We start from the raw sequence: 20,076 nt of genomic DNA on the forward strand, positions 1-20,076 counted from the left end.
GAGAGAAACACACTAATGGGAATCCTGGACTTCACCAGAGTTACTGACAAAGGCCTGCCTGACCGCCTCCAAGATGAGGCACTGAATGCCACTAATGCCCGAGAAACGGCAGTTACCGCCACGGGCGATGACCGCACCATGTTGCAGGCACTCATCAACGCTGCGGCAACCAGCGGCAAGCCTGTTGCGCTACGCCGGGATGCTGTCTATCAGGTCTCGGGACCGCTCACTATCCCGTCAAACGTGACCATCGAGGGCAACGGCGCAACGATCAAAGCGCTGGCTGGGAACAACACCTACGTCATAACCAATGCTGACCGCGTTGGCGGCAACAGCGGAATCATCCTCCGCGACCTCAAGGTTGACGGGAACGCGGCAGGGCAGACGGCGCAGTACAACTCCATCGAGTTCATGCGCGTCACCTACTCCAAGTTCTACAACTTGGATGTCACAGGGGCAAAGCGCAATGCAACCTTTCCCAATGGCACCAATGGTGACGGCATCTGCTTGATCTACTGCAACTTCAACGAGATCATCGGCGGATACTTCCACCACAACACCTACGACGGCATCAAGCTTCGCGGGTCAAGCTACAACAAGATCACCGCCCCAGTATGCGACGAAAACGGGCGGTCCGGGATTCAGCTGGCGTTCTTCTCGCCTACCGGGCCGCCATTCAACGTCAACGAGGGCGTTGAGGCTGAGGGATCAAACCACAACACCATCGTCACCCCGACGATCCTCCACAGCACCGGAGTACCTCACGCCTACGCTCCGACCACCAGTGGCGTGTACGTTCACACGGGTTTCCGAAACACCGTCCTTGGCATCCAGGCCATTGGTGTCAGGCAAGGTATCGGCGTTTACGCGGGAGCCAACGACAACGAGTTCAGCGGTGGCTTCATCGCTATCAACCATGTGGACCGCGCCGCGCTGCACATCGAAGGCGGCCCGTCGGGGCTCTTCCGTAACAGCTTCAAGGGCATCACAACCCGCGGAATCTCAGGGGCAAATGGCAAGCATGTCATTGTCGCAGGCGGTCTGAGCGGTGGAGGGCTCAACCGCTTCGAAAACTGCTACTTCGCACGCGGCACAGGCACCGGCACATGGACGGTTGATGTAGTTGCGGGGGTTACTGACACTTGGTTCACTGGTTGCAGCAACGACGGCAACCTCTCTGACCTCGGAACGAACACCGTGTTTAGCGGGCCTTCCCTTGCTACCGGAACGCTGCGGCACGCCACCCCAGTCACCAACGCTCCGGTAACCACGGAGCCATCAGGGCCGGTCAGCAACCAGGTCACGACATTTGTGGACACTACAGGGCGTCAGTGCTTCAAGGACAGCACCGGCAAGGTGACGCGGATGGGTTACGGAACGCTTACGCTTCCGGCCGGCGATCCGTTGCCCACTGCCGACGCAACCCGTCGCGGACAGATGCGCCTAATCCAAGGCGCGACCGGTGTAGCTGACGGGCTCTACCTCTGCCGCAAGAAAGCAGACGACACTTACGAGTGGCTGTTGCTCTGACCTCGTAGCGCCGCGACCTTGGCACTGAGGCGCGGCGCTTCCGGGTTGCGGGTCTCCATCGACCAGTTGCCGAGAACGAACAACGCGTGTTGGAACGGGTCTTTGGTGCCGTGGTCTAGCGCAAGCTCGCGGATATCCTTCGGGGCGGCACGCAGGATCGATTCAAGGGAAGAAGTCATGAGCAGAGTCTAACGGCACCTTCCGCCCCAGCGTTATGGGCAGGTAAGACCGGTTATGTTCCGTGGACTCGTTAGGCTCTGTGCATGACTACGACGAAACCTGACAAGTGCCCTGAATGCGGATCCGAAGCGATTGGCGCCAACCCCTCTCGATGGTCTCCCTCATCAAATATGGTCGCCAATCGGGAACGAACCAACTACTTCGGATGTGAAGAGTTCAGCTGCTCATGGATGAGTCCATTGTTCGAGGAGTACCACGACGGGCAGAGGATCTTTCAGATATGAGTAGCGAGGCCCCCATCCTCCGAGAAAGATGGGGGCCTCGTAACTACGAAGAGGTGAGTCGGCCTGGCTTCCGCTTGGCTTTCTTCGTCACAATGCCCCAGCCGTTGACTTCGTTGCCATCTTCGTCGCGAGACATCGAGTTGTTTGGGTTCAGCGCGGAGATCTCCTGGGCGATAGCCAGGAGGGCAGCTACTTCCGCGGCTTTCAGTTGCTGGTCCACAGTGAGGTGGTCAATCTCGGTGATGCTTCCCGCACTCTGTCCTTTCCCGGCGCCTATGGCGTCACCCAGCGCATCCCACGCGACGCGATAATCATTGCTCATGCTGCACTCCCCATTCTTTGAGGCCGGCCCGTTTGCCGGCTCCGCCCACGCTATAAGACAGACCCCTCCCAGACGGCAACAATCAGGCGGAATTTACGGGTTATCTTTGGCGTACCGGCGCAGCTTGCCGACGATGTCCCTGTTTTTCTTGCCGCGGATTGTTTTGTGGCCGCTAACCGCCGTCGCTTGGATCCAGGAGACGGCGGGTGAGGCGTTGAGAAGGTGCCCCATTCGTTGCGCCGAATATGAGATTGAAGCCGTCTGTCCTGGGCCAATTGTGGCCGGTAGTTTGGAGTCACGTGGATTGGGTCGAATGTTCGAGCCGAACGTTCTCTTCTCGTTGGTTTGGAGCAACAGGAAGGACACCTCGGTTGTTGCCGTTCGGCTGCGGTTGGTCACCTCCACAAGAACGACATCTTGTCCGGTGAACATCTGCATAGAAGACGTCTCGACGGGGACCCAGACTGCCTGCACCTTGAGGACCAGCCGGTCAAAGTAGCGGAATGCAAGCGTCAGGCCTACCGAGAACACAGAGATAAGAAGCGCCGCCACGGGGAGTATCTGCTCCCACCATGAATTGACTAGCTCAACCTGGACGGTCTCAACGGGGAAAGGCATGAGTCTGACAGTACCTGCGTCAAGCATCGGCGAAGGAATTGACGCGAGAAGCCGAGGCCCCACGGGCAGCTAGGGGCGGCCTCAGTTCTTGCTGAACCGTGCAACCGGGTGAAGTAAGTTGCATATTTCGTCTGCATCCCATCCTTCATTCGGGTCATGGACCCCGCCTCTGGCAAGCTTGCCGCCATGAATCTCTTGGATGTTCGAATCGGACACATAATCAAGCTGGAGCGCCAAAAGAAGCGCTTGACGTTGGATCAATTAGGGAACCTTGTGGGTTGCGACCACTCGACATTGTGCGGCTATGAGGCAGGCCGGCGACGGCTTCCCGCGGCCAGGGTTGATGCTCTCGCCACAGTGTTCGGAATCCCTCCGAAGATCATCGACCCGGAAGCCTACCAAGGATGAGACGGCTGACGCATAAGCGATCACTTAACTATTGGCGATCGTTCATGTATGCTTTCTACATCTTGCTAGCCTCTGTGGTGGTTGACTAGCAGGCCCGAGGGAACCGTTCACTCCCAGAGGCGGTTTTGAACGTTCTGCCCCAGGGCCGGCGCTGAGAGGATCAGGCTAGCCGCTGGGGCAGCTTACGTTCTGGGCGCTATGGCTGGTAGTGCTCCACTTTGCCGCCAAGGGCGTCAGCGATCTTTTGAGAGACTTCCATCTCGCCCCTTAGATCCGGCGCAGGCGCCGTCTGACCACTCATTCCGAGCTTTAGGAGCTCGCCCCCTTGATTCGTGATTTGGTACTGGAACGTCATGTCCCGTCTTACGTGTGCGGTCCAGCCGGTACCTCTGGCGTAATAGACCTCGGCTTCGTTCGCCTCTATGACTCGCTTCATGCTGTCGATTGCTTTGGTGTCCCGCCAACTGTTGACGTCGATCGTCCGCCCATCTAGTACGCAGGAGGCCGTAGACGCAAGGTCTGGTCCGCCTTTGGCGATATCTCCCGGCTTGATATCTGAGCACCCTGGAATGAGTGCGGCCACCGCTGATGCTGTCTCGCCGTAGTAAGTTGTTGGCTTCGGCGATGCACTCGGCGAAGCGGATTCAGCTTGGCTTGCAACAGTGTCGGCAGAACCGCAGGATGCTAACGAAACTGCCAGCAGAACGGCGCCGGCTACCCCCAATATTCGTTTCATGCCCTGATGGTACATGTGCCGCCTAAGACAGTATGTACCTTCGAGTTGAGGGTGTGTGCAGTTGTGTGTGCACACTGCCGGAACGTCCCGGAGTTTAGGGGATATGAAGCGCGCAGCAGACCCTATATATATAAGGTAAGAGGCCACCATACGCACCCCGCGGATACTGGGGGATATGGTGGCCTCATTACTGGGGGTCAAGGGGTCGCAGGTTCAAATCCTGTCAGCCCGACCAAAAAGGCCGGAATCACGTGGAAACGCGTGATTCCGGCCTTTGGTCGTTAAGTCGGGTCGCTAAGGCGCAAGACTTCCCGGGCTCGTTGGCCACGCCCGTCATTCAGGGCGGAATTGCGCCTACGAGCCCGGGATCCGGCCTAAGCCTTTTGCAACGCTCCGAGCGCCCTCACCAGCGGCTCAAGCTCCGGCACGGCCTCCGCGGCGTCCAAGGCTGCAGCCAGGGTGTCGTCATGGACAGGCTTGGCCGCTTCGAGGAGCTTCTGGCCGGCGCCCGTCAGCTCCGTGTAGATCCCTCGCCGGTCGTCGGCGCAGAGGATGCGGGTGAGCAGCCCCCGGTCTTCCAGGCGGTTGACCAGGCGCGTTGTGGCGCTGCTTGAGAGTGCGGTGGCGCGGGCCAGCTGCTGCATCCGCATGTGCCAGCCGTCCTGGCGGCTCAGCGCATCCAGCACCGTGTACTCCACGACAGAGAGCTCGTTCGAGGCCTGGAGCGCCCGTTCCAGCTCCGCTTCGATGCTTCCGTGCAGGGCGGCAAGGGTCCGCCAGCCCTGTGCCCGTACTTCTACGGCGTCATCCTTGATGCCCATGTCTGCTGTGCTCCTGCCTTGATGTTGAGTCGATCGCGGACGTTCGAAAGTAGTTGCTTGCGCAAGTACCTAGCGTATGCAACTATATATAGAGCGTCTGCAACTATTATTCTACGGTTCCCGGCGACGCACTTCCACTTCCCAGGGGAACCGGCCATCTAAGGAGTTCCACATGCCCGCAGGGTTGATTGCCCTTGCCCTCGGCGGATTCGGCATCGGACTGACCGAATTCGTGATCATGGGCCTCTTGCCCGAGGTTGCCGCCGACTTCGACGTCAGCGAGGCTTCGGCCGGTTGGTTCATCTCCGGTTACGCCCTCAGCGTCACTGTCGGTGCCCTGCTGGTGACTGCCGCTGTGACCCGGCTGCCCCGCAAACCTGTACTCATGGGCCTGCTCGTGCTCTTTATCGCAGGCAATTTCCTCTCCGCGATCGCCGACACCTACTCGGCCATGCTGCTCGGACGTATCGTGGCCGCACTGTGCCACGGGGCCTTCTTCGGTATCGGCTCAGTGGTGGCCGCAAGCCTCGTGCCGGCGCACAAGAAGGCCGGCGCCATCGCGATCATGTTCACCGGCCTGACGGCGGCCAACGTCCTGGGTGTTCCCTTCGGGACATTGCTGGGCCAGAACTTCGGCTGGCGTTCAACGTTCTGGGCTATCACCGTGATCGGCGTAGTGGCGCTGCTCGGCGTCGCCTTCATGGTCCCCAAGGCCGGCACGGAACCCACAAAGGGCCTACGCAGCGAACTGGGCGCCTTCGCATCCGGCCAGGTGTGGCTGTCGATCATCGTGACCATCCTCGGCTTCGGCGGCATGTTCGGCGCCTTCACCTACATTGCCTTTACCCTCACCGAGGTCTCCGGATTTGAGCCGGGCGCCGTCCCATGGCTGCTGGTGCTGTTCGGTGGAGGACTGTTCGTCGGCAACTTCCTCGGCGGCAAGGCTGCCGATAAGGCCTTGGACAAGTCACTCATCGTGATCCTCGCTGGACTTGTGGTGGTTCTGGTCTTCTTCGCCCTGACGGCTGCCAGCAGCATTGCAACCCTGGTGTCCCTGGCCCTGATGGGCGGATTCGGATTCGCAACCGTTCCAGGCCTCCAGATGCGCGTGATGCACTTCGCCTCCACGGCACCAACGCTGGCATCGGGTGCGAACATTGGTGCCTTCAACCTTGGCAACGCGCTGGGCGCATGGCTGGGCGGCGTCACCATCACCGCCGGTCTCGGCTACACCTCGCCCATCTGGGCGGGCGCAGGGATCACGGTTGCTGCCCTGCTGGTCATGATTGCTGCCGCTGCGGCCGCCAAGCGCGGGGGAGGGGCCGCACCGACGGCAACTCCCGACGTCGAACGCGAACCTGATGGGGCCATCGTCGCCTAAGTCATGTGGTCTGGAGCCCGACGCCTGGAGCGTCACGTCTGACGCAGGCAGGAAAATGCCCGCCACGGAAAGTCCGTGGCGGGCATTTTCGGCTCTTACGGGGTGGGCGTGGGGTTCTGCGGTTCCGGTTCGGCGTTCCGGTTCCCGGCAGCCTTGATGCGTTCGTTCTCCGCCTGCTTCAGGGCCTTCATCTGTTTGCCCCGGCGCCGCCAGATCGACCACATGACCGTCACCGCAATAAAGACAACTACCGCGGCAACGGCGGAGATGGCTGTCCAGGTGGTGAAGAAGCCTGTATCCACGCTGAGGGTCCTCTGGCCGGCGTGGGCTGATTCCGTGGAGCCAAAGACGATTCCGGCAGTGAGCAGATTGGGAGTTGCGATGGCAACTGCCAGCAGGACGATGGCTGTTTTCCAGGGCCAGCTTACGGCTTTCCTGGTGGCCTGCCAGGCGACCAGCAAAGGAATGAAGGTAAATACGAAGCCGTAGAACATGCCGACCAGCACGCTGGCACCAAGGTCACGCCTGATTTGTCCTGCGATGACATCGGACCACCATCTGGGAAGAATTGCCCCAAGAATGAACCAGGCGGCCACAGCAACCAGCAAAACACAAGGACCAGGATTATTTTTGCGCCCAGGTTGCTCTTTTTCCCGGCTGGTACTTGTGCTTGTTCAGTCATGGGTCAATCATGGCAGAGACCCCATCAGGCGCAGGGGAATTGTGCCTATACTTTCAGCGGCGGCCAGCTGCGCAGGCCGTCGCCGAGGTTCGTCATTGTCCCGATGAAAGGCCACCCGTGAGCAATATTCCTGAAGAACTTTCCTACACTGCAGAACACGAGTGGGTCACCGCTCCGGATGCCGACGGCGTTGTGCGCATTGGCATTACCGACTTCGCCCAGGACGCGCTGGGCGACGTGGTCTACGCCCAGATGCCGGAGCCGGGGACAAAAATCACCGGCAATGAAGTTGTTGGGGAAGTCGAATCCACCAAGAGCGTCAGCGACATCTATGCTCCGGTTTCCGGCGAGGTCACCAATCGCAATGACGCGTTGGATACGGATCCCGCACTGATTAACTCCGACCCGTACGGCGAAGGTTGGCTCATTGAAGTAAAGCTCGCAGAACCTGACGCAGTGGATTCCCTGCTCAGTGCATCGGAGTACGAACAACAGGTAGGCTAAAGTTATCTGGCCCGCCAGGCTGTTTTCCCATTACAGGGGAAATGGAAGGGCGGGCCAGGAACCGATTTGCCCGGCGGTACCGGGATGCGGAAGTTGCTGGCAGGGTTTGGAACTGTCAGCGGATGAGGAGGAAATTCCATGGTTGGCGGCGAACAGAATCAAGCCAATGTCGGGAACGGCGCGGAGGAACAGCCGACGTCGGAGACCACCTCGATCAGCATCACGCCAACGTGGGACGAGCCGAGCATTGCCCCCAAGTTGGCTCCTGAAGAGCGTGCATCCGTGGATGCTCTTCCGCCGAATTCGGCCTTGCTCATTGCACACAGCGGACCCAACGCCGGAGCCCGGTTCCTGCTGGACGCGGACACCACAACTGCCGGCCGGCACCCTGACGCGGACATTTTCCTTGACGATGTCACGGTGTCCCGCAAGCACGTGCAGTTCATCCGCACTGCGTCGGGATTCGAGCTCGTAGACATGGGCAGCCTCAACGGTACGTATGTCAACCACGACCGCGTTGACCGCGTGCAGCTCAAGAGCGGCAACGAGGTCCAGATCGGTAAGTTCCGGTTGACCTACTACATCAGCCCTGTCCGCTCAGCAGGCCAAGTCTGACGGGGAACCTGCCTGTGGCTATTGCCCAGCCGGACCGTCGCGGGCCGCAGGTCCTGAACATCGGGGAAGTCCTCGCCCAATTGAGCGATGACTTCCCTGGAATGACTGCGTCCAAGATCCGCTTCCTGGAGGAAAAAGGCCTCATCAATCCGAAGAGGACTCCTGCCGGATACAGGCAGTATTCGGACAGCGATGTGGAGCGCCTGCGCTTCGTCCTGGCCCTGCAGCGTGACCAGTACCTGCCGCTCAAGGTCATCAAGGACTACCTCGACGCCATCGACCGCGGTGAACGGCCGGAGAATCTTCCTCCGGGGGTCACTGTCTCCCCGAGGGTTGTCTCGCCGGAAATGGCGGCGGAGATGCAAGGACGAGCCCGGGCCCTCACGGAGGAGCAATTGCGTGCCGAGTCCGGCGCCAGCGTGCCGCTGCTGGAATCGCTCCTGAGCTTTGGCTTGATCTCCCATGTCGGTGGCAAGTTCGACGAACATGCCCTCCAGGTGGCCAGGGCTTGTGTTCAATTGGAGGGCCACGGCCTTGAGCCCCGGCACCTTCGTCCCTTCCAGGCTGCAGCCGAGCGGGAGTTCGGCTTGGTTGAAAGGGCCGTCGCGCCGTTGACCTCACGGCGCGACGCAGCATCCCAGGCAAGGGCCGCAGAAGCGGCACGCGAGATCAGCGAGCTGTGCCTCACCCTCCACCGGGCCCTCGTCCACGACCGAATCTCCCGGATGGACAGCTGATGATCGAAGTCGAAATTGTCGGTGTGCGGATCGAATTGCCGTCCAACCAGCCATTGGTGCTCCTTCGCGAACTCAACGGTGAACGGCATGTGCCAATCTGGATCGGCACGCCGGAAGCCAGTGCCATCGCCCTCGCCCAGCAGGGCGTGGTCCCGCCCCGGCCCATGACGCATGATCTCCTGATCGATGTCGTGGAATCGCTGGGTCACACAATCATCAGCGTGAACATCGTGGCGGTCGAGGACAACATCTTCTATGGCCAGCTGCAGTTCGACGACGGCACGGTGGTCAGTTCCCGCGCCTCGGACGCCCTCGCCCTGGCTTTGCGGGCCAAGTGCCGCATCTGGTGCGCTGACGCCGTCATGGAAGAAGCGGGTGTCCGGATCACCGAGCACGATGAAGGCGAGGATTCGGAGCCGGATCCCACGGTGGACGAAGAACGAGAAATGCGCCGGTTCCGCGAGTTCCTCGACGATGTGGAACCTGAAGATTTCGAAGGTTGAAACACCCTCAACCTAAAGTTGAGGGTGAAAGTTTCGACACGACTGGATTTTGGGCCCGAGGTCTTTGACCTCGGCGCTTCACGGGCCTAACGTCGAAGTATCAAGTTCCCGTTGCATACACTGCCCGCGCAAGTCACACTGGAAGGTGCCGACTTGTGGGAATTACACTGCTGCATTTTGTTGTTGTGTCTGGGGTATGCACCGTCCCCAAGGGAGCTGAGAACAAGGAGGTCACGTGAGTCCGAAAGGCGAAGCAGGCGAGCTGAAGCAGTCCTCTGCCGGCATTGCTGCGCCCGCATCCGGCGCCCAAGGTCTGCTCTTCACCGAGGATCTTCCCGTGCTGGACGAGGACGCGGGATACCGCGGCCCCACCGCATGCAAGGCGGCAGGTATCACCTACCGCCAACTGGACTACTGGGCACGCACAGGACTCGTTGAACCTGCTGTCCGTGGAGCTGCCGGCTCCGGATCACAGCGGCTCTACGGATTCCGCGACATCCTGGTTCTCAAAGTGGTCAAGCGACTTCTTGACACCGGCGTATCACTCCAGCAGATCAGGACCGCGGTGGAACACCTCCGCGAACGTGGCGTGGAGGACCTCGCGCAGATCACCCTCATGAGCGATGGTGCCAGTGTTTACGAATGTACCTCCGCAGATGAGGTCATCGACCTGGTGCAGGGTGGCCAAGGAGTCTTCGGCATAGCCGTTGGCCGCGTATGGCGGGAAGTTGAGGGCAGCTTGGCCGCGCTGCCGAGCGAGCACGCCGTCGAGCAATCCTTTCCCGACGACGAACTGAGCAAGCGCCGCGTTGCCCGCCGCATAGGCTAGGCAACCGACAAATGACATGAAGAAAGCCTCTTCCCACAGGGAAGAGGCTTTCTTGTTGTGCAGACCGGGGCCACTGACGGAGCCCCGCGCCCGTCAGCGTTGGCGGCGTTCCCTGGTGGAATCCTGCCCCTCAAGAAGACTCTCTAGCAGGGCATCGAAAAGTTTTGCGGCATTCTTCGCAGAATCTCCCGGCCAGTGGTGGACGGAATGCGCCGCACCCTGGATCTGCTGCCAATTGGCTTGTTCCGGAATGTGCGGAGTCAACAGCAGCTCTCCGAACATGGACTCCATTTCGGCCAGGCGGAAGGTGTGCTCGGCGGATCCGCTGCGCACGCGGTTGGCCACGATACCTGCCGGGGCCAGATTGGGGGCGAATTCCTGGCGGAACAGCTGAATGGCCCTCATGGTTCGTTCGGTGCCCGCTACGGAAAACAGCCCGGGCTCGGCCACGAGCACCACGCGGTCACTGGCGCTCCAGGCCATGCGGGTCAATCCATTCAGGGACGGCGGGCAGTCGACCAGTACCAACTCGTAGTTGGTGGTGCCGGCCAGAACCGTGGACAGCCTGCGGAGGTCGCGGCGGCCGAGGTCGGGGCGGTCGTAGATTCCGGTGAACGCTGAGCCTACTGCGACGTCCAGGGTGCCGTTGCTGGAGCCGTTGGAGACCCAGCTGCTGCCGGCGACGTTGTCCTGGAGCCTGGCGCGCCGAGGGCTTTTCAGCATCCGACCGATGTCCTGCTGGCCGCCGGGCTGGACACCAAGTGCCGTCGTGGCGTCGGCATGGGGATCGAGATCCACCACCAGGGTGGATATGCCGGCAGCGAGGGCCGCGGACGCCAGACCGGTGGTCACGGACGTCTTTCCCACTCCACCTTTGAGGCTGCTGATGCTGACTACTTGCACTTGAAAACCCAAAACCTAACGCCGGTTGCCGTATCGCGCTCATTCGCCTCCGGAATCACCGGAGCCGGGGCTTGCCGAAGCCCCCTCAACATCATATGGTGCTTCGGCATCGAATCCCGCTTTCTACGCGCCCGGCCAAGGGAGATCGCAGTTGGCAATAGCATGCCGTTGGATCGCGCGCACGCATATACAGCGCACATGACGATTCCTTTGTGATGGTTGCCACAAAGATTTGTGTTTGATGCTGGCGGCACTACACACTGTGACCACCGACCGATCCACCCGCAATGATGCAGGAGAAGTATGTTTTCGAAAATTCTGGTGGCCAATCGCGGCGAAATCGCGATCAGGGCGTTTCGCGCTGGTTATGAACTGGGCGCCAAGACCGTAGCCGTCTTTCCGCACGAGGACCGTAACTCGATCCACCGTCAGAAAGCCGACGAAGCTTACCTGATCGGCGAGGTGGGTCACCCCGTCCGCGCCTACCTGGACGTCGAGGAGGTTGTCCGCGTCGCCAAGGAAGCCGGGGCAGACGCCATCTACCCCGGCTATGGCTTCCTTTCGGAGAACCCGGATCTCGCGCGAGCGGCCAAAGCTGCGGGCATCACCTTCGTGGGCCCGCCCGCCGAGGTCCTGGAACTGGCCGGCAACAAGGTCGCAGCACTGGAAGCCGCCCGCAAGGCCGGTGTGCCCGTCCTGAAGTCGAGCAAGCCCTCCAAGGATCTTGACGAACTCATTGCGGCAGCCGACGAGATCGGATTCCCCATCTTCGCCAAGGCTGTTGCCGGAGGTGGCGGTCGCGGCATGCGTCGCGTTGAGACGCGCGAGGCCCTCCCCGAAGCACTGCAGTCTGCCATGCGCGAGGCTGACGCGGCCTTTGGTGATCCCACAATGTTCCTTGAGCAGGCCGTACTGCGTCCGCGCCACATCGAAGTACAGATCCTGGCTGACGCCGAGGGCAACGTCATGCACCTCTTCGAGCGTGACTGTTCCCTGCAGCGTCGCCACCAGAAGGTCGTTGAAATCGCCCCGGCACCGAACCTGGATGAGAACATCCGCCAGGCGCTCTACCGCGATGCCGTGGCGTTCGCCAAAGCACTGAACTACGTCAACGCCGGAACGGTCGAGTTCCTGGTGGACACCGAAGGTGAGCGTGCGGGACAGCACGTCTTCATCGAAATGAATCCCCGCATCCAGGTGGAGCACACCGTGACGGAGGAAATCACCGACGTCGACCTCGTGCAGGCGCAGATGCGCATTGCGTCGGGGGAGACCCTGGCGGATCTGGGATTGAGCCAGGAAACCGTCTCCATCAAGGGCGCGGCCCTGCAGTGCCGTATCACCACTGAAGACCCCGCCAACGGCTTCCGGCCTGACGTCGGAAAGATCACCGGCTACCGTTCAGCCGGTGGCGCCGGTGTAAGGCTCGACGGCGGCACGGTCTACTCGGGTGCCGAGATCAGCCCCCACTTTGACTCCATGCTGGTGAAGCTGACCTGCCGCGGCCGCGACTACCCGGCCGCTGTTGCCCGCGCCCGGCGCGGACTCGCCGAGTTCCGTATCCGTGGCGTGTCCACCAACATCCCGTTCCTGCAGGCCGTCCTCGCCGACCCCGACTTCAACGCCGGCAATGTGGCGACGGATTTCATCGACAAGCGTCCTGAACTGTTGAAGTCGCACATCTCCGCCGACCGTGGCACCAAGCTGCTCACCTGGTTGGCTGAGGTGACTGTGAACAAGCCGAACGGCGAACTCAAGGTCCACAGCGATCCCGCAAGCAAGCTGCCCGCCGTCGAGGGTCCTGTTCCGACGTCGGGTTCGCGGCAGAAGCTGATCGAGCTCGGCCCGGAGGGCTTCGCCAAGGCTCTGCGCGAGCAGAACGCTGTGGCGGTCACGGACACCACGTTCCGTGACGCCCACCAGTCGCTCCTTGCCACACGGGTCCGCACCCGCGATCTGGTCGCGGCCGGTCCGGCAGTGACAGCTTTGATGCCTGAGCTGCTTTCAGTGGAGGCATGGGGTGGCGCGACGTACGACGTCGCCCTGCGGTTCCTGGGCGAGGATCCCTGGGACCGCTTGGCCGCACTGCGCCAGGCCCTTCCGAACACCTGCCTCCAGATGCTGCTTCGCGGACGAAACACCGTCGGGTACACGCCCTACCCGGAAGAAGTGACGGAAGCTTTCGTCGAGGAAGCCGCCGCTACGGGCATCGATATCTTCAGGATCTTCGACGCCCTTAATGACGTCAACCAGATGGCTCCGGCCATCCGGGCGGTCCGGGCCACGGGAACAGCTGTAGCGGAAGTGGCCATGTGTTACACCGGCAACCTCCTGGATCCCAACGAGGACCTGTACACGCTGGACTACTACCTGGACCTGGCCCAGAAGATCGTCGACGCCGGTGCGCACATCCTCGCCATCAAGGACATGGCCGGCCTCCTTCGCCCGGCCGCCGCGGCCAAGCTCGTTACCGCACTCCGTGAGCGCTTCGACCTGCCCGTGCACCTGCACACGCACGACACCGCCGGCGGCCAGCTGGCCACCCTGCTGGCAGCTGTCGACGCCGGCGTGGATGCGGTGGATGTCGCCGCGGCTTCCCTGGCCGGTACCACCAGCCAGCCTGCTGCCTCCGCGTTGGTTGCCGCTTTGGCCAACACTCCCCGTGACACCGGCCTCAGCCTGGCCAACGTCGGCGCCATGGAACCGTACTGGGAAGCTGTGCGACGCGTTTACGCACCCTTCGAATCCGGCCTCCCGGGCCCGACCGGCCGTGTCTACCAGCACGAGATCCCGGGCGGCCAGCTGTCCAATCTGCGCCAGCAGGCCATTGCCCTGGGACTGGGGGAGCGGTTCGAAGCGATCGAGGACATGTACACCGCGGCAGACCGCATCCTCGGCCGCCTCGTCAAGGTGACACCGTCCTCCAAGGTCGTGGGCGATCTCGCCCTGCACCTAGTGGGACTGAATGCAGACCCGGCGGACTTCAACGAGAACCCGCAGAACTACGACATTCCGGATTCCGTCATCGGCTTCCTGTCCGGCGAACTTGGTGATCCTCCCGGTGGCTGGCCCGAACCCTTCCGCACCAAGGCCCTCCAGGGCCGCAGCGTGAAGGTCCGCGACGTCGATATCAGCCCGGAAGACAGCGCAGCCCTCAAGGGCGACTCCAAGACGCGCCAGCACACGCTGAACCGCCTGCTGTTCGCTGGTCCCACCAAGGACTACCTGAAGAGCGTGGACACCTACGGCAACATTTCCGTTCTCGACACCCGTGACTACCTCTACGGTTTCCAGCAGGGCTCCGAGCACGTCATCGAACTGGAAAAGGGCGTCCGCCTCATTGCGCAGCTCGAAGCCGTTTCCGAAGCCGACGAGAAGGGCATGCGCACGGTCATGTGCACGCTCAACGGCCAGTCCCGGCCCGTGGTCGTCCGCGACCGCTCCGTGGTCAGCAACGTCAAGGCTGCAGAAAAGGCCGACCCAGCCCAGCCCGGACAGGTTGCAGCACCGTTCGCCGGTGCCGTGACCGTTACGGTCAAGGCCGGCGATGCCGTGAAGGCCGGTGACACTGTGGCCACCATTGAGGCGATGAAGATGGAGGCATCCATTACGACGCCGGTGGCCGGCACGGTTTCGCGCCTGGCCATCTCAGCGGTGGAGCAAGTGCAGGGTGGCGATCTGCTGCTGGTCATCAGCTAGCTAGCGGCCACGAAAAAGTACCCCGCCCGGAGTCATCCGGGCGGGGTACTTTTTGCTTTTTGCTGTGTGCTGTCCGGCTGTTTGGCCGGAAGGCGGTCTAGGAGGCGCGGGGAGCCGAGTACATTTCCTCGATCACGGCGTCAAAGTCCTTCATGACCTGCGCGCGCTTGACCTTCAACGACGGTGTCAGGTGACCGGAGGCCTCGGTGAAGTCAGCCGGAACCACACGGAAGGCCTTGATGGCCTCTGCCTGGGAGACTGACTGGTTCGCCTTGCTGATCAGCTCCTGCACCGCAGCCTTGACCACGGCGTTTTCGGTGGCCTCGGCCAAAGTCGTGCCGGCCGGAAGTCCGTGGCGTTCGAGCCAGCCGGGCAGGGCTTCCTCGTCCAGGGTCACCAGCGCGCCGATGAAAGGACGGTTGTCACCAACCACCAGGACCTGGGACACCAAGGCGTCTGCGCGGATCTGGTCCTCCAACAGCGCAGGGACCACGTTCTTGCCGCCTGCGGTGACGATGATCTCCTTCTTGCGGCCAGTGATCTTCAGGAAGCCGTTGCTGTCCAGCTCTCCGATGTCGCCGGTTCGGAACCATCCGTCGGCCGTGAAGGTCTCTTCCGTGAGGTCAGGTCGTTTGTAGTAGCCGCGCATCACGCAGACGCCCTTGGCGAGAATCTCGCCGTCGTCCGCGATCTTCACTGAGTTCCCCGGAAGGGGAGCGCCCACCGAGCCGATCCGGATCATGGATGGAGTGTTGACGGAGATCGGAGCCGTGGTTTCGGTCAGCCCGTACCCTTCGAGAATTTGCAGGCCGATGCCCTGGAAGAAGTGGCCCAGGCGTTCGCCGAGCGGCCCGCCACCGGATACCGCGTGGGCCACGTGGCCACCCATCGCCGCCCGGAGCTTTCCGTAGACCAGCTTGTCGAACACGGCATGCTTGATCTTCAGCCCCAGGCCAAGATTCCCGTCCTGGCGCGCCTTGGAATAGGCGATCGCGGTGTCTACCGCCCGGTGGAAGATGGCGCCCTTGCCACCGTCTTCGGCCTTCGTGAGCGCCGAGTTGTATACCTTCTCGAACACGCGGGGCACGGCGAGAATGAACGTCGGCTGGAAGCTCTGGAGGTCGCCCAGCAGGTTCTTGATGTCCGGGGTGTGGGCAACCTTGACGCCGCCGGCCACGGCCAGCACAGAGATAAAGCGGGCAAAAACGTGGGCCAATGGCAGGAACATGATGGTCTTGCCGGATTCGTTGATGATTTCCGGCAACGAGGCGCGGGCATTCTCGGAAAGTTCCACGAAGTTTCCGTGGGTCAGTTCGCAGCCCTTAGGCCTGCCCGTGGTTCCGGAGGTGTAGATGATGGTGGCGATGTCCCGCAGGCCTGCCGCGGACCGCCGGGACTCGAGTTCGTCGTCGGGAACTCCCGCTCCCGCAGTGCGCAGGGCATCGAGGCCGGCGCCTTCGAGTTGCCAGACGTTGGCAACGGACGTGATGTCCTCCGCGACGACGGCCTGGCGGATGATGTCCTCATGGTGGGCTGACTCGCCGAAGGCGGCTACTGCGCCTGAGTCACCAAGGTTCCATGCCACCTGCGACGGCGACGACGTTTCGTAGATCGGGACGGAGACGGCCCCGGCGAACCAGATCGCGAAGTCCACCAGCGACCACTCGTAGCGTGTCCGGGACATGATGCCTACACGGTCACCCTGTCCTACGCCGCTGGCGATGAGGCCCTTGGCCAGAGCCCGGACGTCAGCGAGGAAGTCGGTGGCGCGGATGTCCGCCCACTGCCCGCTGGCATCCAGCTTGGAGAACAGCGGGGGATTGGACGCCTTTCCCGCCTCCCGAAGCACGAGGTCCGTGATGTTGGTTTCAGGGGAGATGTTCACGAGGGGAGGAACACTGATTTCACGCACGGTAGCTCCTTTGATATCCACGGGCCACGAGGGGCTTCTTCCACTCTAGTATGCCCGCTCGCGGAGGTGTGTTCTATTTCACCTACTGGCGAGTAACTTTACGGATCAGGCCCCATTTCAAGCAACTCGGGGACTTCTGGACCCGGCGATGCGGGGGCGTGCCCGATGGCGGAATAGGATGATGGGATGCCCGCATTTCGGTCCAGCACCCGCGTAAACTCCAGGCCCCCGGCCGCTGCCTGGAAGGACGTCCCCTGGGCCGCCCGGCGAAGCCACTTGGGCCGCAGGGGACTGGCCATCGGAATCGATATCGGGGGCACCAAAGTTGCCGCCGGTGTGGTGGACGCCGACGGCAGGGTCCTCGCCGAGGCGCGCCGGTCCACCCCGGGCGCCGATCCGCGGGCAGTTGAACAGACCATTGTGGAACTCGTGGACGAACTCAGTGCGGGGCACAGGGTGGCCTCCGTGGGGATAGGCGCCGCCGGTTGGATGGACCTCGACGGCGGCACGGTGCTTTTCAGCCCGCACCTCGCCTGGCGTAACGAACCGCTCAGGGCCAGCCTGCAGAAACTGCTCAGGCGCCCGGTCCTGCTCACCAACGACGCCGATGCCGCAGCATGGGCGGAATGGCGCTTCGGGGCCGGTCAAGGAGAGAGCCGGCTTGTGTGCATCACCCTTGGTACTGGCATTGGTGGTGCCATGGTGATGGACGGCCGGGTGGAACGGGGCCGCTACGGTGTCGCCGGCGAATTCGGTCACCAGATCATTTTTCCCGGCGGCCACCGATGCGAATGCGGGAACCGAGGGTGCTGGGAACAATACGCTTCGGGCAACGCGCTGGGACGTGAAGCCCGCCAGCTGGTGAGGACAAATTCGCCCGAAGGCCGGGCCTTGCTGGATCGCGCCGGAGGCACCGCCGACAACATCACGGGGGCGGTCGTCACCGCCCTCGCCCTGGCCGGGGACGCTACGTCCCGGGAGTTGCTGGCGGACCAGGGCGACTGGCTTGGCCTGGGCCTGGCCAACCTTGCAGCTGCCCTGGACCCGGGAATGTTTGTCATCGGTGGTGGACTCTGCGACGCCGGAGACCTTTTGGCTGGTCCTGCCCGCGACTCTTTTGCCAAGAACCTCACAGGGCGTGGCTTCCGGCCCATGGCCAGGATTGAACTTGCTGCCCTGGGCCCACGTGCCGGCATGATTGGCGCTGCCGACTTGTCACGGGTCAGCGGCCGGACGCACAGCTAAGCCTCAGCGGGACCTGGAGCGTCGGCACCTAGATGCGGGCGCCGTCGTCGTCCTCGTTCTTCTCCTGCGGAAGCCTCATGATGAGGAAAACCACCGAGACCACAAACGCGGCGACGATTCCGAGGATGGCTGCCAGCGGCGCTGATCGCCAGAACATGGCAGTGAAGAGCAGCGCGATGGGTCCGCCCACAGCGCCTACCCAGGCCAGCATGGTCAGCGGTTCGGTACCTGCCAGGCTCGGCGGTTCTTCCGGGACGAACGACTCGTCGTCGTCGTCCACCTCAAAGTCACGCGGTCCCGGCGCACGCCCCTGACCCTCTCCGGCCACGGGATCAGCGGCCGGCACTGCAGCGGACGTGGAAAGGCCGAGGGGATCGAAATCCCGGAAAGACCTGGCGGGACCCGCCGGAGCCTCGCCGGGGCCGGCGGTGGGATCCGGTTCTTGTTCATCAGGCGTGGACCTGGTTGCCTCAAGCCGGGCCACGAGGTCCTGCCAGACCGCGTCGTCGTCTTTATTGGCGCTTTGGTCGGCGGAGTTGGGATCAGGCCTGTTCATGGGCTGCGTCCTTATCGGGAGATGGCCCCTGTCCGGCCAAGGCGGCAAGTGTCTGTTGAATGAAATCGACCGTACCGGAGAAGATTTCCGGTGCGTCGTTGTCGAGGGTGGCCACGTGGTGGCTGTTGTGAAGATAGCTGATGTCAACCGGAGCGTTCACGCGGGAGCGGAGAAATTCCAAGCTGGCGTTCGATATGACGTTGTCCACTGTTGACCGGTAGACGCGCACCGGGGCGCTGATGCGTGGCAGGATCGCGGCCGTGTCCTTGTACATCTTCTTCAACTGATGGGCCGCGGCAACAGGGGTGCGTGCATACGCACCTTCGTCCTGGTCCGGTTTGAGGATGTCGTTGGCGATGGCCGGCGTCGTCTTCACCACGTACTTGAGTGCGGCGACGATCACGGCGCGTGGATCGTCCAGGACGAGGCCGGGATTGACCACCACAGTCCCCGCGACGGGCCGCGTGGCTGCTATCCGCAATGCCAGGGTGCCGCCCATGGACAAGCCCGCGGCGAAGACGTAGTCGCACTCCGCAGCCAGTTCAAGGTAGGCATCATCCACTGCCCTGTGCCATTCCTGCCAGGATCGCTTCGCCATATCCTGCCAGGTAGTGCCGTGGCCCGGCAGCAACGGCAGGCGGACGGCATAGCCGGCAGCGGCCAAATGCTCAGCCCAGGGCCGCACGCTGTGCGGACTCCCGGTGAAGCCGTGGGACATGACCACGCCGACGCGCGGTCCAGTTCCGCTCCAGCTGCTGAGGAACGGTGAGAAATCCGGGGTCATCTTCATGATGACTCCGAGGCTACTCTGTGATTGGCGTGCCGGCGGAAAAATACTGCTGATTCTTCAAAAATGGTGGGGGCGTCAACGTCCAGGGTGGCCACGTGCCCGCTGTGCGGGAGGGTCACAACTTTCAGGCGCGCCGAGTCGATGTGCTTGCGGATCGTGTCCACCGAGCTGGGCGGAATGACCCCATCCACCGACGATTTGAAGACCAATGCCGGCGCCTTCACCTGGGTCAATCCCCGGGTCGCGGACCGGAACAGCTTCTTGAGCTCGTGCACGGACTTCAAGGGTGTCTTGGAGTAGTCACTGTCTTCGATGAGCTCAGGTGCCGGGGAATCCTCCACGATGGGATCCGTGGTGCGCATGACGTATTTCAACGCGCCCACGTACTTCACACGGCGGTCATAGAAGCTCAAACCCGGATTGACCAGCACGACGCCCGGAACATCGTGGAGGGACGCCAGACGGAGGGCTACAGCCCCACCCATGGACAGCCCCGCCACGAAACACGTTTCCGTTGTGGCAGCGAGGTCCAGGTAGCTCTTTTCAAAGGCCCGGTACCAGTCCTGCCAGCGGGTTGTGGCCAGGTCATGCCAACTTGTCCCGTGTCCTGGAAGCAGGGGGACCGTGACAGCGAAGCCTTGCGCGGCCAGATATTCAGCCCACGGCAGCATGCTCAACGGGCTGCCGGTAAATCCGTGGCAGATCGCTACGCCAGTGGAGGCGTTCGGCCCATGTCCGGCGTAGTGGAAAGCGGCCGCGGCTGGTGGTTTGCGTTCCGTCATGCGTTCCATCGTGTCATTGTTCCGGACATTTCACACTGG

Annotated in this window: 21 protein-coding genes; 10 read left to right on the plus strand and 11 right to left on the minus strand. The window is 62.3% G+C overall.

Going from position 1 to position 20,076, the window contains the following annotated elements; all coding sequences use genetic code 11:
- Positions 1-15 precede the first annotated feature (15 nt).
- Positions 16-1,530: a right-handed parallel beta-helix repeat-containing protein gene (locus PYR64_RS06425; RefSeq protein ID WP_275778981.1), complete on the plus strand. Its 1,515-nt coding sequence runs from the start codon at positions 16-18 to the stop codon at positions 1,528-1,530.
- On the opposite strand, the gene PYR64_RS06430 is transcribed toward PYR64_RS06425, so the two are convergent.
- The 3 genes from PYR64_RS06430 to PYR64_RS06440 form a co-directional block, all read right to left on the minus strand.
- On the minus strand, positions 1,509-1,709 hold the full coding sequence (locus PYR64_RS06430) for a hypothetical protein (protein ID WP_275778983.1): 201 nt from the start codon (positions 1,707-1,709) through the stop codon (positions 1,509-1,511). The genes PYR64_RS06425 and PYR64_RS06430 overlap by 22 nt on opposite strands.
- Positions 1,710-2,037: 328 nt before the next feature.
- On the minus strand, positions 2,038-2,316 hold the full coding sequence (locus PYR64_RS06435; protein ID WP_275778985.1) for a hypothetical protein: 279 nt from the start codon (positions 2,314-2,316) through the stop codon (positions 2,038-2,040).
- 93 nt (positions 2,317-2,409) lie between these two features.
- Positions 2,410-2,934 carry a hypothetical protein gene (locus PYR64_RS06440; RefSeq protein WP_275778987.1) on the minus strand — a complete coding sequence of 175 codons (525 nt, stop codon included), beginning with the start codon at positions 2,932-2,934 and terminating at the stop codon, positions 2,410-2,412.
- 156 nt (positions 2,935-3,090) lie between these two features.
- Here PYR64_RS06440 and PYR64_RS06445 point away from each other — a divergent pair, with 156 nt between their 5' ends.
- Positions 3,091-3,342, plus strand: coding sequence for a helix-turn-helix transcriptional regulator (locus tag PYR64_RS06445; RefSeq protein ID WP_275778989.1), 252 nt, complete (start codon positions 3,091-3,093; stop codon positions 3,340-3,342).
- A 196-nt stretch (positions 3,343-3,538) separates the two neighbouring features.
- On the opposite strand, the gene PYR64_RS06450 is transcribed toward PYR64_RS06445, so the two are convergent.
- Together PYR64_RS06450 and PYR64_RS06455 are read right to left on the minus strand one after the other, a co-directional pair.
- On the minus strand, positions 3,539-4,078 hold the full coding sequence (locus tag PYR64_RS06450; protein WP_275778991.1) for a hypothetical protein: 540 nt from the start codon (positions 4,076-4,078) through the stop codon (positions 3,539-3,541).
- A 374-nt stretch (positions 4,079-4,452) separates the two neighbouring features.
- Positions 4,453-4,899, minus strand: a complete 447-nt coding sequence (locus PYR64_RS06455) for a MarR family transcriptional regulator (RefSeq protein ID WP_275778993.1) — start codon at positions 4,897-4,899, stop codon at positions 4,453-4,455.
- Between the two features lie 172 nt (positions 4,900-5,071).
- Here PYR64_RS06455 and PYR64_RS06460 point away from each other — a divergent pair, with 172 nt between their 5' ends.
- On the plus strand, positions 5,072-6,280 hold the full coding sequence (locus PYR64_RS06460; protein ID WP_018779260.1) for an MFS transporter: 1,209 nt from the start codon (positions 5,072-5,074) through the stop codon (positions 6,278-6,280).
- A gap of 95 nt (positions 6,281-6,375) precedes the next feature.
- Here the strand turns inward: PYR64_RS06460 and PYR64_RS06465 are convergent, their stop codons facing one another.
- The gene (locus PYR64_RS06465) at positions 6,376-6,876 is read right to left on the minus strand and encodes a hypothetical protein (protein ID WP_275778996.1); all 501 of its coding nucleotides are present in this window, start codon (positions 6,874-6,876) and stop codon (positions 6,376-6,378) included.
- A 203-nt stretch (positions 6,877-7,079) separates the two neighbouring features.
- On the opposite strand from PYR64_RS06465, the gene gcvH reads away from it, so the two are divergent.
- The 5 genes from gcvH to PYR64_RS06490 all read left to right on the plus strand — a co-directional run bounded on the left by gcvH (position 7,080) and on the right by PYR64_RS06490 (position 10,150).
- Positions 7,080-7,466: a glycine cleavage system protein GcvH gene (gene gcvH / locus PYR64_RS06470; RefSeq protein ID WP_018779262.1), complete on the plus strand. Its 387-nt coding sequence runs from the start codon at positions 7,080-7,082 to the stop codon at positions 7,464-7,466.
- A gap of 138 nt (positions 7,467-7,604) precedes the next feature.
- Positions 7,605-8,081 carry an FHA domain-containing protein gene (locus PYR64_RS06475; protein ID WP_018779263.1) on the plus strand — a complete coding sequence of 159 codons (477 nt, stop codon included), beginning with the start codon at positions 7,605-7,607 and terminating at the stop codon, positions 8,079-8,081.
- A gap of 20 nt (positions 8,082-8,101) precedes the next feature.
- The gene (locus PYR64_RS06480; protein WP_026267375.1) at positions 8,102-8,818 is read left to right on the plus strand and encodes a MerR family transcriptional regulator; all 717 of its coding nucleotides are present in this window, start codon (positions 8,102-8,104) and stop codon (positions 8,816-8,818) included.
- Positions 8,818-9,321 carry a bifunctional nuclease family protein gene (locus PYR64_RS06485; protein WP_018779265.1) on the plus strand — a complete coding sequence of 168 codons (504 nt, stop codon included), beginning with the start codon at positions 8,818-8,820 and terminating at the stop codon, positions 9,319-9,321. The genes PYR64_RS06480 and PYR64_RS06485 overlap by 1 nt, the downstream gene beginning before the upstream one ends.
- Before the next feature lie 235 nt (positions 9,322-9,556).
- Positions 9,557-10,150, plus strand: coding sequence for a MerR family transcriptional regulator (locus tag PYR64_RS06490; RefSeq protein ID WP_018779266.1), 594 nt, complete (start codon positions 9,557-9,559; stop codon positions 10,148-10,150).
- Between the two features lie 93 nt (positions 10,151-10,243).
- Here PYR64_RS06490 and PYR64_RS06495 read toward each other — a convergent pair whose 3' ends face one another.
- Positions 10,244-11,053 carry a ParA family protein gene (locus PYR64_RS06495; protein WP_275778999.1) on the minus strand — a complete coding sequence of 270 codons (810 nt, stop codon included), beginning with the start codon at positions 11,051-11,053 and terminating at the stop codon, positions 10,244-10,246.
- Positions 11,054-11,356: 303 nt separating this feature from the next.
- On the opposite strand from PYR64_RS06495, the gene PYR64_RS06500 reads away from it, so the two are divergent.
- The gene (locus tag PYR64_RS06500) at positions 11,357-14,752 is read left to right on the plus strand and encodes a pyruvate carboxylase (protein WP_275779001.1); all 3,396 of its coding nucleotides are present in this window, start codon (positions 11,357-11,359) and stop codon (positions 14,750-14,752) included.
- A gap of 97 nt (positions 14,753-14,849) precedes the next feature.
- Here PYR64_RS06500 and PYR64_RS06505 read toward each other — a convergent pair whose 3' ends face one another.
- Positions 14,850-16,664: a long-chain fatty acid--CoA ligase gene (locus PYR64_RS06505; protein ID WP_039240717.1), complete on the minus strand. Its 1,815-nt coding sequence runs from the start codon at positions 16,662-16,664 to the stop codon at positions 14,850-14,852.
- 186 nt (positions 16,665-16,850) lie between these two features.
- Here PYR64_RS06505 and PYR64_RS06510 point away from each other — a divergent pair, with 186 nt between their 5' ends.
- A complete protein-coding gene (locus PYR64_RS06510; protein WP_018779271.1) occupies positions 16,851-17,909 on the plus strand; it encodes an ROK family protein in 1,059 nt (352 codons plus the stop codon).
- A 28-nt stretch (positions 17,910-17,937) separates the two neighbouring features.
- Here the strand turns inward: PYR64_RS06510 and PYR64_RS06515 are convergent, their stop codons facing one another.
- Genes PYR64_RS06515 through PYR64_RS06525 form a run of 3 tightly spaced genes read right to left on the minus strand, consistent with a single transcriptional unit; the run spans position 17,938 to position 20,037 of the window.
- The gene (locus tag PYR64_RS06515) at positions 17,938-18,465 is read right to left on the minus strand and encodes a hypothetical protein (RefSeq protein WP_055977812.1); all 528 of its coding nucleotides are present in this window, start codon (positions 18,463-18,465) and stop codon (positions 17,938-17,940) included.
- Entirely contained in the window at positions 18,452-19,255 is an 804-nt protein-coding gene (locus tag PYR64_RS06520) for an alpha/beta fold hydrolase (RefSeq protein WP_064723224.1), read from the minus strand. Before PYR64_RS06520 ends, PYR64_RS06515 begins: the two co-directional genes overlap by 14 nt.
- On the minus strand, positions 19,252-20,037 hold the full coding sequence (locus PYR64_RS06525; protein WP_275779908.1) for an alpha/beta fold hydrolase: 786 nt from the start codon (positions 20,035-20,037) through the stop codon (positions 19,252-19,254). The genes PYR64_RS06520 and PYR64_RS06525 overlap by 4 nt, the downstream gene beginning before the upstream one ends.
- Positions 20,038-20,076 lie beyond the last annotated feature (39 nt).

Source organism: Paenarthrobacter sp. Y-19, assembly GCF_029223985.1.
GTDB classification, from domain to species: Bacteria; Actinomycetota; Actinomycetes; order Actinomycetales; family Micrococcaceae; genus Arthrobacter; species Arthrobacter nicotinovorans.